The sequence below is a fragment of the Enterobacter cloacae complex sp. OE43NF genome, assembly GCF_023544405.1.
In the GTDB taxonomy this organism is placed as follows: domain Bacteria; phylum Pseudomonadota; class Gammaproteobacteria; order Enterobacterales; family Enterobacteriaceae; genus Enterobacter; species Enterobacter cloacae.
This window is the reverse complement of record NZ_JAMJFW010000046.1, coordinates 1-15,954: the sequence shown is the minus strand read 5'-3', so window position 1 is coordinate 15,954 and position 15,954 is coordinate 1. Positions and strand designations below refer to the sequence as shown.

15 protein-coding genes are annotated in these 15,954 nt (G+C 55.4%); 4 read left to right on the top strand and 11 right to left on the bottom strand.

The genetic code is table 11. The features are described 5' to 3' along the window. The first annotated feature begins 89 nt into the window (after window positions 1-89). A complete protein-coding gene (gene mnmC / locus M8370_RS18385) occupies window positions 90-2,087 on the top strand; it encodes a bifunctional tRNA (5-methylaminomethyl-2-thiouridine)(34)-methyltransferase MnmC2/FAD-dependent 5-carboxymethylaminomethyl-2-thiouridine(34) oxidoreductase MnmC1 (RefSeq protein WP_250021561.1) in 1,998 nt (665 codons plus the stop codon). Window positions 2,088-2,123: 36 nt separating this feature from the next. Here mnmC and M8370_RS18380 read toward each other — a convergent pair whose 3' ends face one another. Genes M8370_RS18380 through prmB form a run of 6 tightly spaced genes read right to left on the bottom strand, consistent with a single transcriptional unit; the run spans window position 2,124 to window position 6,675 of the window. Beyond that, on the bottom strand, window positions 2,124-2,402 hold the full coding sequence (locus M8370_RS18380) for a YfcL family protein (RefSeq protein WP_250021560.1): 279 nt from the start codon (window positions 2,400-2,402) through the stop codon (window positions 2,124-2,126). Between the two features lie 13 nt (window positions 2,403-2,415). Then, window positions 2,416-2,961 (bottom strand): elongation factor P hydroxylase, encoded by a 546-nt coding sequence (locus M8370_RS18375; protein WP_013098148.1) that lies wholly within the window; start codon window positions 2,959-2,961, stop codon window positions 2,416-2,418. Next, window positions 2,958-3,770, bottom strand: a complete 813-nt coding sequence (locus tag M8370_RS18370; protein ID WP_250021559.1) for a sulfite exporter TauE/SafE family protein — start codon at window positions 3,768-3,770, stop codon at window positions 2,958-2,960. Before M8370_RS18370 ends, M8370_RS18375 begins: the two co-directional genes overlap by 4 nt. Further along, window positions 3,770-4,594: a penicillin-insensitive murein endopeptidase gene (mepA, locus tag M8370_RS18365; protein WP_020690615.1), complete on the bottom strand. Its 825-nt coding sequence runs from the start codon at window positions 4,592-4,594 to the stop codon at window positions 3,770-3,772. The genes M8370_RS18370 and mepA overlap by 1 nt, the downstream gene beginning before the upstream one ends. Window positions 4,595-4,596: 2 nt before the next feature. Then, on the bottom strand, window positions 4,597-5,682 hold the full coding sequence (gene aroC, locus M8370_RS18360; RefSeq protein WP_023619788.1) for a chorismate synthase: 1,086 nt from the start codon (window positions 5,680-5,682) through the stop codon (window positions 4,597-4,599). Window positions 5,683-5,742: 60 nt separating this feature from the next. Beyond that, a complete protein-coding gene (gene prmB / locus M8370_RS18355; RefSeq protein ID WP_250021558.1) occupies window positions 5,743-6,675 on the bottom strand; it encodes a 50S ribosomal protein L3 N(5)-glutamine methyltransferase in 933 nt (310 codons plus the stop codon). A 145-nt stretch (window positions 6,676-6,820) separates the two neighbouring features. Here prmB and smrB point away from each other — a divergent pair, with 145 nt between their 5' ends. Beyond that, entirely contained in the window at window positions 6,821-7,372 is a 552-nt protein-coding gene (gene smrB / locus M8370_RS18350) for an endonuclease SmrB (RefSeq protein WP_250021557.1), read from the top strand. A gap of 46 nt (window positions 7,373-7,418) precedes the next feature. Here smrB and sixA read toward each other — a convergent pair whose 3' ends face one another. The 4 genes from sixA to M8370_RS18330 all read right to left on the bottom strand — a co-directional run bounded on the left by sixA (window position 7,419) and on the right by M8370_RS18330 (window position 12,081). Then, window positions 7,419-7,904, bottom strand: a complete 486-nt coding sequence (gene sixA / locus M8370_RS18345) for a phosphohistidine phosphatase SixA (RefSeq protein WP_014832802.1) — start codon at window positions 7,902-7,904, stop codon at window positions 7,419-7,421. 208 nt (window positions 7,905-8,112) lie between these two features. Next, window positions 8,113-10,260, bottom strand: coding sequence for a fatty acid oxidation complex subunit alpha FadJ (gene fadJ, locus M8370_RS18340; RefSeq protein WP_250021556.1), 2,148 nt, complete (start codon window positions 10,258-10,260; stop codon window positions 8,113-8,115). Then, the gene (gene fadI / locus M8370_RS18335) at window positions 10,260-11,570 is read right to left on the bottom strand and encodes an acetyl-CoA C-acyltransferase FadI (protein ID WP_250021555.1); all 1,311 of its coding nucleotides are present in this window, start codon (window positions 11,568-11,570) and stop codon (window positions 10,260-10,262) included. The genes fadJ and fadI overlap by 1 nt, the downstream gene beginning before the upstream one ends. 226 nt (window positions 11,571-11,796) lie before the next feature. Further along, a complete protein-coding gene (locus M8370_RS18330; protein ID WP_014832805.1) occupies window positions 11,797-12,081 on the bottom strand; it encodes a YfcZ/YiiS family protein in 285 nt (94 codons plus the stop codon). Window positions 12,082-12,447: 366 nt separating this feature from the next. On the opposite strand from M8370_RS18330, the gene fadL reads away from it, so the two are divergent. After that, on the top strand, window positions 12,448-13,776 hold the full coding sequence (fadL, locus tag M8370_RS18325) for a long-chain fatty acid transporter FadL (RefSeq protein ID WP_071843276.1): 1,329 nt from the start codon (window positions 12,448-12,450) through the stop codon (window positions 13,774-13,776). A 45-nt stretch (window positions 13,777-13,821) separates the two neighbouring features. On the opposite strand, the gene mlaA is transcribed toward fadL, so the two are convergent. Then, window positions 13,822-14,574 carry a phospholipid-binding lipoprotein MlaA gene (mlaA, locus tag M8370_RS18320; protein ID WP_250021554.1) on the bottom strand — a complete coding sequence of 251 codons (753 nt, stop codon included), beginning with the start codon at window positions 14,572-14,574 and terminating at the stop codon, window positions 13,822-13,824. Between the two features lie 315 nt (window positions 14,575-14,889). On the opposite strand from mlaA, the gene M8370_RS18315 reads away from it, so the two are divergent. Then, window positions 14,890-15,819: a formate/nitrite transporter family protein gene (locus M8370_RS18315; protein ID WP_250021553.1), complete on the top strand. Its 930-nt coding sequence runs from the start codon at window positions 14,890-14,892 to the stop codon at window positions 15,817-15,819. Window positions 15,820-15,954 lie beyond the last annotated feature (135 nt).

Genomic DNA, 15,954 nt, shown 5'->3' with positions numbered 1-15,954 from the left:
AAGTCCGATCAGACATTTTCTGCGGAAATTTGCACCGATGGACTCACATCGTTAAGATCGTGCCACTGCCTGTCAGACGAGTAACTTACGTGAAACAAAACGCTATACAACCCGCCAACCTCGAATTCAACGCTGAGGGTACACCTGTTTCCCGAGATTTTGATGACGTCTATTTTTCTAATGATAACGGACTGGAAGAAACCCGCTATGTTTTCCTCGACGGAAATCAGCTCAGCGCACGCTTTCCCGCCCATCCGCGCAGTCTGTTTGTCGTCGCAGAGAGCGGGTTCGGTACCGGCCTGAATTTTCTGACCCTCTGGCAGGCTTTCGACCAGTTTCACGCTGCCCATCCTGAGGCTACGCTACAAAGATTACATTTCATCAGTTTCGAAAAATTTCCACTCACCGCGCACGACCTGCACCTGGCGCACCAGCGCTGGCCGGAGCTTGCCCCGTGGGCTGAACAACTTCAGGCGCAGTGGCCGCCCGCCATCGGCGGTTGCCATCGTCTGCTGCTTGACGGTGGACGCGTCACGCTGGACTTATGGCTCGGCGATATCAACGAACTGACCGATAAGCTTGATGATTCGATGAACCAGAAGGTGGACGCGTGGTTCCTTGACGGGTTTGCGCCAGCCAAAAACCCGGAGATGTGGAGTCAGCATCTGTTTAGCGCCATGGCGCGTCTGGCGCGGCCTGGCGCAACGCTCGCGACCTTTACCTCGGCGGGGTTTGTCCGCCGCGGCTTACAGGAAGCAGGCTTTACGATGCGAAAAACCAAAGGGTTTGGCCGCAAGCGCGACATGCTGGTCGGGACGATGGAGCAGACGCTGGCGATCCCCGCCCGGGCGCCCTGGTTTGCACGCCGCGCCAGCGCCTCCCGTGAGGTGGCGATAATCGGCGGAGGGATTGCCAGCGCCCTGCTTTCGCTCGCGCTTTTACACCGCGGCTGGCAGGTGACGCTCTACTGTGCTGACCTTGCTCCGGCAAACGGCGCCTCCGGCAACCGTCAGGGAGCCCTTTATCCGCTTTTAAGCGCGCACGACCCGGCGCTGTTCCAGTTTTTCCCCGCGGCCTTTACCTTTGCCCGTCGCGTATACGACACCCTTCCGGTGGCGTTCGATCATGACTGGTGCGGCGTGACGCAGCTCGGCTGGGATGAAAAGAGCCAGCAAAAAATCGCGCAGATGCTGTCGCTGGGCCTGCCGGAAGAGATTGCCCGCGCGGTAAGTGCGAAAACGGTGACAGACACCACCGGCGTTGAGACGGGCTGCGGCGGTATTCAGTATCCGCTCGGCGGCTGGCTGTGCCCTGCCGAACTGACCACTGCGGCGATTACCCTGGCACAGTCACGCGGGCTGACGGTGCATTATGCTCATAAGGTTGCATCGCTTAGCCGGACAGCCCACTGGATCCTGCGCTTTGCCGATGGCAAAGAGGCCACGCATGCCAGCGTTGTGCTGGCAAACGGACATCACATCAATCAGTTTGTCCAGACAGAGACATTGCCCGTTTATCCGGTTGGCGGCCAGGTGAGCCATATTCCGACCGCGCCTGCACTGAGCCAACTGCGCCAGGTGCTGTGCTATGACGGCTACCTGACGCCGCAAAATCCGTCTAATGCTCATCATTGCATTGGTGCCAGTTACCATCGCGGTGAAACTGACACGCATTACCGTGAGGAGGATCAGCAGCAGAACCGCCAGCGCCTGATTGACTGCTTCCCGGACGCGGCGTGGGCGAGAGAGGTTGACGTCAGCGAGGGCGAAGCGCGCTGCGGCGTACGCTGCGCCACCCGCGATCATCTGCCCATGGCGGGAAATGTACCGGACTATGAGGCAACGCTTGATGTGTATCAGGATCTGGCTGAACACAAGGAGACGGCTGTGGTCTCACCGGTTCATCCGGAGCTGTTTATGCTGGGCGGGCTGGGCTCGCGCGGGTTGTGTTCTGCACCGCTGCTGGCTGAAGCGTTAGCGGCGCAAATGAGCGATGAGCCCATTCCGCTGGACAGCACCACGCTCGCAGGGCTGAATCCGAATCGTTTGTGGGTGCGGAAATTGCTGAAGGGGAAGCAGGTTAAATAGGGTGCCCTCTCCCACCGGGAGAGGGAGGTGAAACGCTTACTTCGCTTTCGCCTGCTGGAACAGGTTGTCCCACATACCCATCACCAGAGACTGGTCGCGCGGAGAAAGCTCGCCCGCCTGGATGGCTTTTTCCAGGCTGCGGCTCACTTCATCATGAATGGCCTCGGCAGAGTGATCGTCCCCGGCTTCCAGCTCGGCAACGGCCAGCGTCAGGTGACCACGCAGATAACCGCTGGCGAACAGCTCATCATCACTGGCGTGTTCCACCATGTCATCAATTAACGCCAGAATGCGTGATTCAAATTCTGCGATCATCTTCTTTCCTCTGTTAAAGATCTTCCGGCCACGGGAAGCATTCCGCCGTGATCTCCGGCGTATGGTAATAATTCTGTAAAGCCTTGATCAGACGTGCCGGGCGTTCCGGGATGCCTTTCTCAAGATACTCCATCACCTGCGCATGCACGCGGCGCTGGAAGAGAATACGGTCTGGCTCGAAATCCCCTTCGAGATTGTCACAACTGACGTTGAACGGGAAACCCGCCGCCACGCAAAACAGCCACTCCAGCGCCTGCGGTTTGACTTCCACATCTTCAAACTGACCCTGCGTGGCCGCGTCACGTCCGTCCGGACAGTACCAGTAACCAAAGTCCACCAGCTCGCGACGCGCTTTTCCCGCAATGCACCAGTGTGAAATCTCATGCAGGCCACTGGCGTAAAAACCATGCGCAAACACGATGCGGTTATAGGGCACCTCTGCATCAGCAGGAAGATAGATCGGTTCGTCGTCGCCTTTAATCAGACGGGTATTAAAATCATCAGCAAAACAGCCGTCAAAAATCTCAATCAGCTGTTCATAGTTATGCGTACTGTTCATGCGTTCATCCCCAGCCAGGTGAGGATCTCCTGTCCATGGCTGTCATAAAGAAGCTTGGCGCTCATCACCGCCGAGACGATGACGATCATCGGGCGAATCAGCTTCTGTCCTTTGCTTAATACCAGACGCGAGCCCGCGCGCGCGCCTAAAAACTGCCCCGCCATCATCACAAGCCCGGTTGCCCAGATAACCTTGCCGCCGATGATAAACAGCAGCAGGCCGCCGACGTTCGAGGTGGCATTCAGCACTTTAGCGTGGGCGGTAGATTTGGCGAGGTTAAATCCGGCCAGCGTGACAAACGCCAGGGCATAGAACGACCCGGCGCCTGGGCCAAAGAAGCCATCGTAAAACCCGACGCAGCCGCCTGCGATAAGCGCGAAAGGCAGACCATGCAGCCGACGCTGCCTGTCCTCTTCACCGAGCTTTGGCATCAGCAGAAAGTAGAGACCAATACAGATGACCAGCACCGGCAGGATCTGACGCAGAATGTCAGACTGTACGTGCTGAACCAACAGCGCACCGGAGGTTGAGCCGATGAAGGTCATCAGAATATTGAGCTTCTGGTCGGCAAGATTAACCACCTTACGGCGAATAAAATAGAGCGACGCGGAAAGGGACCCGCCGCAGGCCTGAAGCTTGTTGGTGGCAAGCGCCTGAGCCGGGCTCATGCCCGCCGCCAGCAGCGCCGGAACGGTAAGCAACCCGCCACCGCCCGCGAGGGCATCGATAAAACCGGCCAGCATTGCCACAAAGAACAGCACCACCAGCAGCAGCGGTGACACCATAAACAGGTCGACGAAATTATCCATTAAAGTACATGCTCATCCAGTAGCGCCTGGCAGGAAGGCGGCAACGGAGGCGGTGTCTTCTTCTCAGGCTTAGAGGTTCCAGGTTTTGCCGGTTCAAACCAGCTTTGCAGTTCCGCACCGCAGCCATCGCCTGGCGGTGGTAGCGGCTGATCTTCACATTCCAGACTGTTTGCCGGGCAGCGCAGACGTACGTGCATATGCGCACGATGCTGGAACCACGGACGCACTTTGCGCAGCCAGTCGCGATCGGTTCCCTCATCCAGGCAGAGCTGCTGCTTAATGGCCGGGTTAACGAAGATCCGCGTGACCTCGTTGTCCTTCGCTGCCAGCTTAATCAGGCTGAAAACATCCGGTGTCCACAGCGATGGCACAACGCTTTTGCCGTCGCGCGCCACCAGATCCAGCGCCTGCGGCTTCAGCAGTTGGGCCGAGGTCCAGCGCGTTTTAGGCAACTGCAGGAAAATATCCACATCCAGCCCGGTCTGGTGACTGGCGTGCCCACCGTTGAAACGACCGCCAGCAGGCATACCCATATCGCCAATCAGCATCGTACCCAGCCCCAGGTTATGCACCTGGTTACCCAGACGCTGGATAAACAGCACCAGATCCGGGTGGCCGAAGTAACGACGCTGGTCGGTACGCATCACCTGATAAGTATCCGACTGCAGAGGAAGTTCCTGCGCACCAACGATACAGCCATTGGAGAACGCACCAATCGACTGCGCGCTTCCCGCCACCGGGTGAGTGATTTTTTGCCATGGCGTGGCGGCCAGACTGGCCCCACTGGCGAGTAGCGCCAGCAGAGCAATTGCGGTTTTTTTCATAGTTACCAGCGTGGAATGGTGGTCGTCACATCCGCATTCTGCGCACGCTGGCGCAGGAAGTGATCCATCAACACGATTGCCAGCATGGCTTCTGCGATTGGCACCGCGCGGATCCCGACACACGGATCGTGACGTCCTTTGGTGATCATCTCAACTTCTTCACCAGAGCGGTTAATCGTGTGGCCCGGCACGGTAATACTGGACGTTGGCTTCAGCGCGATATTGGCAATAATCTGCTGCCCGCTGCTGATGCCGCCGAGAATGCCACCCGCATGATTGCTCTGGAAGCCCTCTTTTGTAATTTCGTCACGGTTCTGGCTGCCGCGAAGCTGAACCACGTCAAAACCGTCGCCAATTTCGACGCCCTTCACCGCATTGATGCTCATCAGCGCGTGGGCAATGTCCGCGTCCAGACGGTCAAATACAGGCTCACCCCAGCCTGGCGGTACGCCGTCAGCCACCACGGTCACTTTTGCACCGATAGAGTCGCCCTCTTTTTTCAGGCCACGCATCAGCTCGTCCAGCGCCTCCAGCTTCTCAACATCAGCACAGAAGAACGGGTTTTGTTCAACCTGCTCCCAGTCTTTAATGGCCAGCGGAATGTCACCCATCTGGGTCAGGCACCCGCGGATCACGATGCCAAATTTCTGCTGCAGGTATTTCTTGGCAATTGCCCCTGCGGCGACGCGCATCGCAGTTTCACGCGCGGAGGAACGTCCACCGCCGCGATAGTCGCGAAAACCGTACTTTTGTTCGTAGGTGTAGTCAGCGTGGCCCGGACGGAACACATCTTTGATGGCACCGTAGTCCTGAGAACGCTGGTCAGTGTTTTCAATCAGCAGACCAATACTGGTCCCGGTGGTGCGGCCTTCAAAAACGCCTGAGAGAATTTTGACCTGGTCCGGCTCGCGACGCTGCGTGGTGTAGCGAGAGGTGCCCGGACGACGACGGTCAAGGTCGTGCTGTAAATCGGCTTCGGTGAGTTCGATGCCTGGCGGTACGCCGTCAACGATACAGCCCAGTGCCAGCCCGTGCGACTCACCAAAGGTGGTCACGCGGAATATTTGTCCAATACTGTTTCCTGCCATCACGGCTCCGATGTCGTTATTTGTGTGTGAGCGTTGTGAAACGGGCCGAAGCCCGCTGGATTAATCTTTGTAGATGCTGAAATGTTCGCGCGCATCGAGCAGCTGCACTTTGGTCAGCATAAAGACGCCGTCACCGCCGTTGTCGAACTCAAGCCAGGTGAACGGCACATCCGGGTACTGCTCTATCAGATGTACCATGCTGTTGCCCACTTCACAAATCAGAACACCGTCGTCGGTCAGATAATCCGGTGCGCAGGCCAGAATGCGGCGGGTCAGCTTCAGGCCGTCAGAACCCGATGCCAAGCCCAATTCTGGCTCGTGACGATATTCGTTCGGCAGATCGGACATATCTTCCGCATCCACGTACGGCGGGTTGGTTACGATCAGATCGTACTGCAGCGTCGGCAGGTCACGGAACAGATCGGAGCGGATAGGCGTAACATGGTGGATCAGCCCGTGTTCTTCGATATTGTGCTCGGTTACCGCCAGCGCGTCGGTGGAGATGTCCACCGCGTCCACTTCCGCTTCCGGGAAGGCATAAGCGCAGGCAATGGCAATGCAGCCGCTGCCGGTACACATATCCAGAATGTGCTGCGGTTGACGGTTAATCAGCCCTTCGAAGTGGTTGTTGATCAGCTCACCAATCGGCGAGCGCGGCACCAGCACGCGTTCATCAACATAGAATTCGTGACCGCAGAACCAGGCTTTGTTGGTCAGATAGGCTACCGGAATACGCTCGTTCACGCGGCGGATCACACGCTCAACGATGCGGTGCTTTTCGCTGGAGGTCAGACGCGCGGTGCGCATGTCTTCCGGAATATCGAGCGGCAGGTAGAGAGAAGGCAGCACCAGTTGAACAGCTTCATCCCACGGGTTATCCGTACCGTGTCCGTACCAGATATTGGCGGCGCTGAAGCGGCTAACCGACCAGCGCAACATGTCCTGTATGGTATGCAGCTCGTTTACTGCTTCATCGACAAAAATTTTATCCACTCTTTCCTCCAGGGCATGCTCGCATAATTTTCGGCGGCTAGTTTGCCATGAAGACGGCGATAAATCAGCAATGACGCGTACCGCTTGAGGTTAAAAAATGCGTTTAGTCGGGTACACTATCGGAAATACGAGATGAGAACGACGAATGAAAAAGAAAACATCGCTCAGCGAGGAGGATCAGGCGCTCTTCCGTCAGCTCATGACCGGGACGCGTCAAATCAAGCAGGACACGATTGTCCACCGGCCGATGCGCAAAAAAGCCAGCGAAGTGCCGGTCAAAAGGCTATTGCAGGAGCAGGCGGATAATAGCCACTATTTTTCCGATGAGTTTCAGCCGCTGCTTAACACGCAGGGTGCGGTCAAGTACGTTCGCGAAGATGTCAGCCACTTTGAGCTGAAAAAATTACGCCGGGGAGATTATTCACCCGAGCTGTTTCTCGATTTGCATGGTTTGACGCAGATGCAGGCGAAACAGGAGCTGGGGGCGTTGATTGCCGCCTGTCGCCGCGAACATGTGTTTTGTGCCTGCGTGATGCACGGCCACGGTAAACATGTTCTTAAGCAACAAACGCCGCTGTGGCTGGCTCAGCATCCACACGTGATGGCGTTTCATCAGGCGCCCAAAGAGTACGGCGGAGATGCCGCCTTGCTGGTGTTGATTGAAGTTGAAGAGTGGCAACCGCCAGAACTGCCCTGAAAACATGGCGGGAGGCATAGTTGCTCCCGCCTTATCGCACGTCACCTCAGATTGCTTTCGCCATCCGGAGATTGCATGGACTCATTTGCCAGTTGAAGACCCCTTTGCCGGTTTCGTCGAGGGTGACGTTGGCAATGGCGGAGGTTGTAAACATCGGTGGCGTCTCGCCCGGGCACAGTTCAGATACCAGATAGCCAACCAGTGGCAGGTGGGAAATGACCAGTGCAGAAGCGACACCTTCATTGCACAGCGCCTGCAGGTAGGCACTGACAAGGCCGACATCACCACACGGCGTGAGTTCAGGGAGAACATCGACGCTGGTCGGCAGGTTCATACACTCCCCTACCACATCCAGCGTCTGTTCAGCACGCAGGAACGGACTCACCAGAACGCGTTCAATGTCCACTTTTTGACCTTTAAGCCAGTTCGCCATCTGACGAGATTCGTCGCAGCCGCAGACGGTTAAAGGACGTACTGAGTCACTGGCGGCATCGAGTGCCGCGTCGCCGTGACGCATGATAAAAACTTGCATATTGCACCGCTTTTGTTAACCAGAATCACCGGCGTTAACTACCCGCGATTAATGCTTGAGGTAGAAAACCCGATGGCCGGGCATTGTGCCTGATCCATTCGGTGAATGAAACGCTGTTTTTTACCTCAATGGCGTAAGTATAGTCAATCTCTGTTTACAAAATCGCCAAATCAGATTCATTCACCGCCGGATTTACCCTTCTTTGACCTCAACTTACGAGGACAGTTTCCCTTGCTGGCCAAAATGTCTGGCCCCGTTCCGCCATCTGCAATAATTCGTCACAGGGTGTAAACCGGGGACCATACTGCGTGGCAAGACGTTGCAGAATCGCAACCACTTCACCCGCTCCGAGGGTGTCCATGTAACGGAACGGGCCGCCAAGGAACGGCGGGAAACCAATACCAAATACGGCGCCAATATCGCCATCGCGTGCGCTTTTAATCACCTGCTCGCCAAAACAGCGTGCGGCTTCATTAAGCATCATCATCACACAGCGTTCAGCACACTGAACGGCAGACAGTTTCGCCTGTCCGGTTGTTGGGATAAGCCCATAGACCGAAGGGTCGACCTGTTTCTTGCTTTTACGCCCTTTTGCACCGTAAAGATAGAAACCGCGTTCATTTTTTCTGCCTTTGCGATCGTCCTTCAAAATTGCAGAAACAATGTTTGCAGGCGGGCTAAAACGCTCGCCATATGCGGCCTCCAGCACAGGTATAATTTTAGTGCCAGTGTCTATTCCTACCTCATCCAAAAGTTGGATTGGGCCAACGGGGAAACCAAACTTGACCAGCGCCTCGTCGACGTGTTCGATCTTCTCCCCTTCCACCAGCAGGCGCATCGCTTCGTTGATATACGGCGCCAGAATTCGGTTGACGTAGAAACCCGCTTTATCTGCCACGACGATCGGGGTTTTGCCCTGCTTTTTCGCCAGTTTCACTACCGTAGCGACAGTCTGCGGGCTGGTTGACGCGTGTGGAATAACTTCAACCAGCGGCATTTTTTCAACCGGACTAAAAAAGTGCAGGCCAATCACCTGCTCAGGACGCGCGGCTTTCGCTGCGATATCACCGATCGGTAATGAAGAGGTATTCGAGGCGAAAATCGTGTGCGGCGCACAATGTTGCTCAACGTCCGCAACCATCTGCTGCTTAAGCGCCAGATCTTCAAACACCGCTTCAATCACCAGATCGCGATGGGCAAAACCACGGTAGTCAGTAGTGCCGCTGATCATGGCCACGGTTTTATCACGCTCGCTTGCCTTGATATGGCGGCGTTTAACCTTCCGATCAAGGTTCTGCCAGCTGTACTGCAGCGCGTGGTTAATCCCTTTCGGGTTGATGTCTTTGATACGTACGGGCAATTTGGCTTTGCTGGCTGTGACAAACGCAATACCACCGCCCATCAGTCCGCCCCCGAGAACGCCAACGGCGTTGAGCGGCGCAGGTTCAGCGTCACTACCCGGATCTTTTTTAACGTCAGTGCTGGCAAAGAAGATGCTGCGCAACGCCTGCGATTGCGGCGTCATCGCCAGTTCACCAAAGGCTTTTGCCTCCGCGGCATAACCGCTGCTGCTGCCCTGCGACAACCCGGTTTCAATCACCTCAAGAATGCGCTTCGCCGCCGGATAGTTGCCTTTGGTCTTTTGTTCGGTTTTCTTGCCCACCATGCTAAACAGCAGCGCCCGCCCCAGCGGCCCGGCCAGGACGCGCTCACGCACCGGCAGAACACGTCTTGCCTGACGTCCCTTCAGCGCCAGCTCTACGGCGGCTTCCAGCAAAATAGAATGCGGAACGACGTCATCAACCAGCCCCGCTTTCAGTGCCTGACGGGCGCGCAGCTGTTTGCCGGTTAAGATCATCTCCAGCGCTGTACTAACGCCAACCAGCCGCGGCAGACGCTGCGTTCCACCGGAGCCGGGAAGCAGCCCAAGCTGTACTTCCGGCAACCCAAGAACGGTTTTCGCGTCGTCAGTACAAATACGACTGTGACAGGCCAGCGCCAGCTCCAGCCCACCGCCCAGGCATGCGCCGTGGATCGCGGCGATCGCCGGGATCGGCAGCGAGTGGATCTCCGCCATCACCTGCTGCCCCTGGCGCGCCAGATCTTCCGCCTCCTGCGCGCTTTGCGCCCGGGCGATCATGTTGATATCGGCCCCGGCAATAAAGTTGTCTGGCTTTGCCGAGATAAACACCAGGCCGCGAATCGCTTTGTTCTCGGGGATCTGCTTTAACATCTCGCGCACCTGAACGCCAAATTCCGCCTTCAGGGTATTCATCTTTTCGTCGGGGACATCAATGGTAATCACAGCCACGTTATCGAGGCGAACCGTCAGATTAAATGCAGATGCCATTGCCATTATTCAGCCTCCAGAACCATTGCTGCCCCAAGACCGCCCGCCGCGCAGGCGGTGACGAGGCCAAAACCGCCGCCACGGCGACGTAACTCATGTAATGTTTGGGTGATCATCCTTGCGCCCGTTGCCGCAAACGGATGACCGTAGGCGATAGAGCCGCCCAGTACGTTAAATTTGCTTTGGTCCACTTCTCCAGTGGCATGGGCGCGGCCAAGCACATCGCGAGCAAAACGTTCGCTGGCCAGTAGCTGGACGTTGGCCAGGGTTTGTGCGGCAAAGGCCTCGTGCATATCAATCAGCGTTAAATCAGCGAGGGTCAACCCTGCGCGATCCAGCGCCAGCGGCGTGGACCAGGCCGGGCCTAACAGCATGTCCTGCCAGACGTCGATTGCCGTGAACGCGTAGCTGCGCAGATAACCGAGCGGGGTAAGACCCAGCTCTTTGGCTCGCGATTCGGTCATCAGGATCACCGCGGCAGCACCATCGGTCAGCGGAGTACTGTTGGCGGCCGTAACGGTGCCGTGTTTGCGGTCGAATGCAGGACGCAGTCTGGCATAGTCCGCCAGCGTCGAGGTGCCACGAATGTTGTTATCTTCCACCAGCGGTTCGCGGTAAGGCGGGATATACGCGGTCATCACCTCGTCGTTAAGCTTGCCTTCCGACCAGGCTTTCGCCGCAAGCTGATGGGAACGGTGAGCCAGCGCATCCTGCTGCTCCCGGGTAATGCCGTAGGTTTTGGCCATCTGCTCGGCGGTGTCGCCCATGCGCAGGCCGGTGGAGTATTCAGCCACCGCAGGTGGAACAGGCATCAGGTCACGAAGGCGTAAACGCGAGAAGAGCTTGAGTTTTTGCCCGGTGGTGCGCGCTTTATTTGCATCCACCAGAATGCGGGCCAGCTTTTTACTGACCCCTATCGGCAGCACGGAGGACGAGTCTGCCCCGCCGGCGATCCCCGCGCGAATGGTGCCCGCCATCAGGCTTTCGGCCACATTTGCCACCGCCTGAAAGCTGGTTGCACACGCACGGCAGACGCTGTAAGCATCCGTATGCACGTTCATTCCGGTGCCGAGGACAATTTCTCGTGCAATGTTCGGGGCTTCTGGCATCTGAACAACCTGGCCAAAAACCAGCTGCTCAATGACGTCAGGCGGTATTTCGCTGCGAGCCAGCATCTCCCCCACCACCATTTTCCCCAGGTCGACGGCCGGTATGCCGTGAAACGCTGTCGCCTGACGCGCAAACGGCGTACGCAATCCACTGACAATGGCAATGCGGTCACCTTGTCGGGTGATAAGCGGTAATGCCTGACTCATAACATTCCCCTGTAAAAATTTTTTGCAAACATAAAGTGGTCTGACCTGATAAATAGTCTTAACCATTTTTTTACATTCAGCCAATTGGGGAAACGAAAAAATGCGAACTAAAACACAGAGAAGAAAAAAGAAAATGCTCCGAGGTAAAAACAAAACGGTAACCCAGAGGTTACCGTTTTGAGTGTTTGCACCCTCACCTGTGGGAGAGGGCATCAGGCCGCAGAGATTAACGCAGACCGAGTTGGAAAATCAGCGTTTCAGCTTCGCAGGCGAAGACAAAGTCGATATCCAGCTTCACGCCGCCGTCCACTTCCGTGAAGGTGGACTTGATTTCACACGGATCGGATTCTACGTCGCGCGCGCGCTTGCTCAGCGCCGCCAGGGTTTCTTCCGCTTCGGCACGATTGGTGAACACGCGGCTGTAAGAGGCGGTGCAATCGGAGTTGTCCATGATGGTACCAACATCCATACAGCAGCAAACCGGGGTTTCATCAGCACTGCATTTACTCATATCTCAATTTCCTCTGTATTCGCGCAGGACGCGAGACAAACACGATGCTGATATTTTACGCCCCGATGCAGACGCTCTCCAGCCGTTAATGGCGCAAAACGGGATAAGTGACCAATATCACACTAAAAAATGATCTAAAACAAAATTCGCCCTTTTGGGTGAGTCGTGATGGTCACATTTTTGCCAACCAGATCTCGTTTCAAGAAACATGTTTGAAAATATTAATAAACAAACTTGCAACATTCTAGCTGGTCAGACCTATACTCTGGCCACTGGTCTGATTTGTAAGTCATACCTCAGACCCTACACTTCGCGCTCCTGTTACGGTATGTAACAATTATTGAATAAAAATAACTCAATGAGGTTATGGTCATGAGCCAGAAAACCCTGTTCAACAAGACTGCGCTGGCAGTCGCAGTGGCAATCGTCTCTACGTCCGCCTGGTCAGCGGGCTTCCAGTTAAACGAATTTTCTTCCTCTGGCCTTGGCCGTGCGTATTCCGGGGAAGGTGCAATTGCTGATGATGCAGGAAACGCCAGTCGTAACCCTGCGCTGATCATGATGTTTGATCGCCCAACGTTCTCAGCGGGCGCCATCTTTGTTGATCCGGGTGTGGATATTACGGGCCGTTCCCCGAGCGGAGCCAGCCTGAATTCCGATAACATCGCACCAACGGCATGGGTGCCAAACCTGCACTTCGTCGCGCCAATCAACGACCAGTTTGGCTGGGGTGCATCCGTAACCTCTAACTATGGTTTAGCGACCGAGTTTAATAACGACTACGCAGCAGGAGCCTATGGCGGTAAAACCGACCTTGAGACTCTGAACCTGAACCTGAGCGGTGCTTACCGTCTGAACAGTAACTGGAGCTTCGGCGTTGGCTTTGATGCCGTTTACGCTAAAGCGAAAATCGAACGTTACGCGGGCGATCTCGGCAAAATCGTTGCGGGCTCCGGCGCACTGCCGCCGCCTCTGGCACAACAGGTTGCAGGGATCCCGGCAGACACCCAGATCGCGTATCTGAAGGGTGACGAGTGGGGCTTTGGCTGGAACGCCGGTATCCTTTATGAACTCGATAAAAACAACCGTTACGGTTTCACCTACCGTTCCGAAGTGAAAATCGACTTTGACGGCGACTACAAGAGCAGCCTGCCTTCTGCTTATAACCAGATCCTCGGCACCTTCGGCCTGCCAATGGGCACCGATGGCCGTACCACTGGCGGTTCTCTGAGTCTGCACTTACCGGAAATGTGGGAATTGTCCGGTTATAACCGCGTGGCACCACAGTGGGCGATTCACTATAGTCTGACCTACACCAGCTGGAGCCAGTTCCAGGAGCTGAAAGCGACCAACAGCAAAGGCGACACGCTGTTCTATAAAGATGAAAGCTTCCGTGATGCCTACCGCATCGCACTGGGTACCACCTACTATATGGATGACAACTGGACGTTCCGTACCGGTATTGCCTTCGATGATAGCCCGGTTCCGGCTGACAAACGTTCTATCTCCATTCCGGATCAGGACCGCTTCTGGCTGAGCGCCGGTGCGACCTATGCATTCAACAAAGATGCCTCTGTCGATGCGGGTATTTCGTATATGCACGGTCAAAAAGTCAGCTTCAAGGAAGGTCCGTATGAGTTCTCTTCCGAAGGTAAAGCCTGGCTGTACGGCCTGAACTTCAACTACGCGTTCTAATTCGCGCAGGGATCAAAAAAGGTGAGCATCGCTCACCTTTTTTATTTATTCCGAATCGATATCTTTTAATTCGTTCTCGATTGCCTTCGCGTTTGGATTCTCTTCCGGCTTCAGCTTGCCACCATTGGCAATAAAGTCATGATTCTGGAAGTAAGCTTCACGCACCATGATATATGGATCGGAAGACTGACGCAGCAGACCGTCGGAATCGAGCAGTTGCGCACGTGTTTCAATTCCTTCTACCGTCCATTTACCAATCGACAGCGGCCAGGTCAGCCACGAAAGAACCGGATACAGCGTATCCACCATATCACCGCCATCATCACGTACGGTAAAGCTGCCATAGAACGGCAGATGAACGTAAGGGCCGTAACCGACGCCATAATGACCCAGCGTACTCCCGAAGCGGTGCGGCTGTTCACGCTGCAGTTCCGGGTTCGCCATGCCGGCGACATCGATAAAGCCCCCCATCCCCAGCAGGGAGTTCAGGAAGAAGCGAGTAAAGTGCACCATCCCCTGATACGGATCGCCTTGCAGGAAGTAGTTGACCATCACCGCTGGCTCTTCAAGGTTACTGGTGAAATTGCTCAACCCGTTACGCGCAGGCTGGGGAACATAATCACGCCATGCAACCGCCACCGGGCGAACCACATACGGATCCAGCACGTTATAGTTGAAGCTATACATTGAGCGGTTAAATCCTTCGAGAGGATCGGAGCGTCCCGTTTGCTCCCCGGAGCTGGCGCAGCCCACAAGCATCGTCGCGCCCAGCGCAAGCGCCGACAGCCGAAGTTTCATAAAATTCTCCCTGTTCAGTATGGCTATCGTTGATTGCCATCCGTAACGGAGCATTTGATGCTCCGTCTGTAAACGTGCAAGTGATTGTATCAGCACGTTTACCGATGTCTATGAGCACAATTACGGGCAGTAACCACCGTCACTCTGATCTCAGCATAGCCTGTCTTTTAGAATTCGTTTCGCTGGCAATTTTATAATGGCTTTGAATGAGATGTCTCACCTTTGTTGCCATTACCCTCACTTTAAGAGCATCCCCACGGGCATTTTGTTAAAAGCCGCTACGCTTAAAAGAAAGAACACCCAACTGGAGCGGTTATGAAAGACGTGGGCGAAGAGAAAATTGGCGAGAGCAATGAAGAACTTGAAATTGAGAGCGAGGAAAAAGAGCGCGGTGAAAAGATAGAGATTGATGAAGATCGCCTTCCCTCCCGCGCGATGGCGATCCATGAACATATCCGTCAGGATGGAGAAAAGGAGATGGAGCGCGATGCCATGGCCCTGCTGTGGTCCGCTATCGCGGCAGGCCTCTCCATGGGGGCATCGTTACTTGCGAAGGGTATTTTCCATGTGCAGCTTGAAGGTGTACCCGGTGGCTTTTTGCTGGAGAACCTGGGCTACACCTTCGGCTTTATCATCGTCATTATGGCCCGCCAGCAGCTTTTTACTGAAAACACGGTCACCGCCGTTCTGCCGGTCATGCAAAACCCGACCCTGGGTAACTTTGGCTTACTGATGCGTCTGTGGAGCGTGGTCCTGCTGGGCAACCTCATCGGCACGGGTATCGCCGCCTGGGCGTTTGAATATATGCCGATATTTGATGAACCCACCCGGGATGCGTTTGTGAAAATCGGTATGGATGTGATGAAAAACACGCCCGTGGAGATGTTCTCTAACGCCATTATCTCTGGCTGGATTATCGCGACAATGGTCTGGATGTTCCCGTCTGCAGGCAGCGCCAAAATTGTGGTAATCATATTAATGACGTGGCTGATTGCGCTGGCCGACACCACCCATATCGTGGTGGGTACTGTAGAAATCCTCTATCTGGTGTTTAACGGCACGCTTCACTGGACCGATTTCTTCTGGCCATTTGCACTGCCCACGCTTGCGGGCAACATCTGCGGCGGAACCTTTATTTTTGCGCTGTTGAGTCATGCCCAGATCCGTAACGACATGTCTAATAAGCGTAAAGCCGAGATGAAAGCGCGGGAAAATGATGAAAAGTCGGCAAATAAATCGGCCTGAATGGTGACTCTTTGAGCAGTCGGGCGGCAATGCGCTTAACGCAAAGTGTAAATAACGGTATACTCGTGCCGCCTCGTCCCCTTAGTTAAATGGATATAACGAGCCCCTCCTAAGGGCTAGTTGCAGGTTCGATTC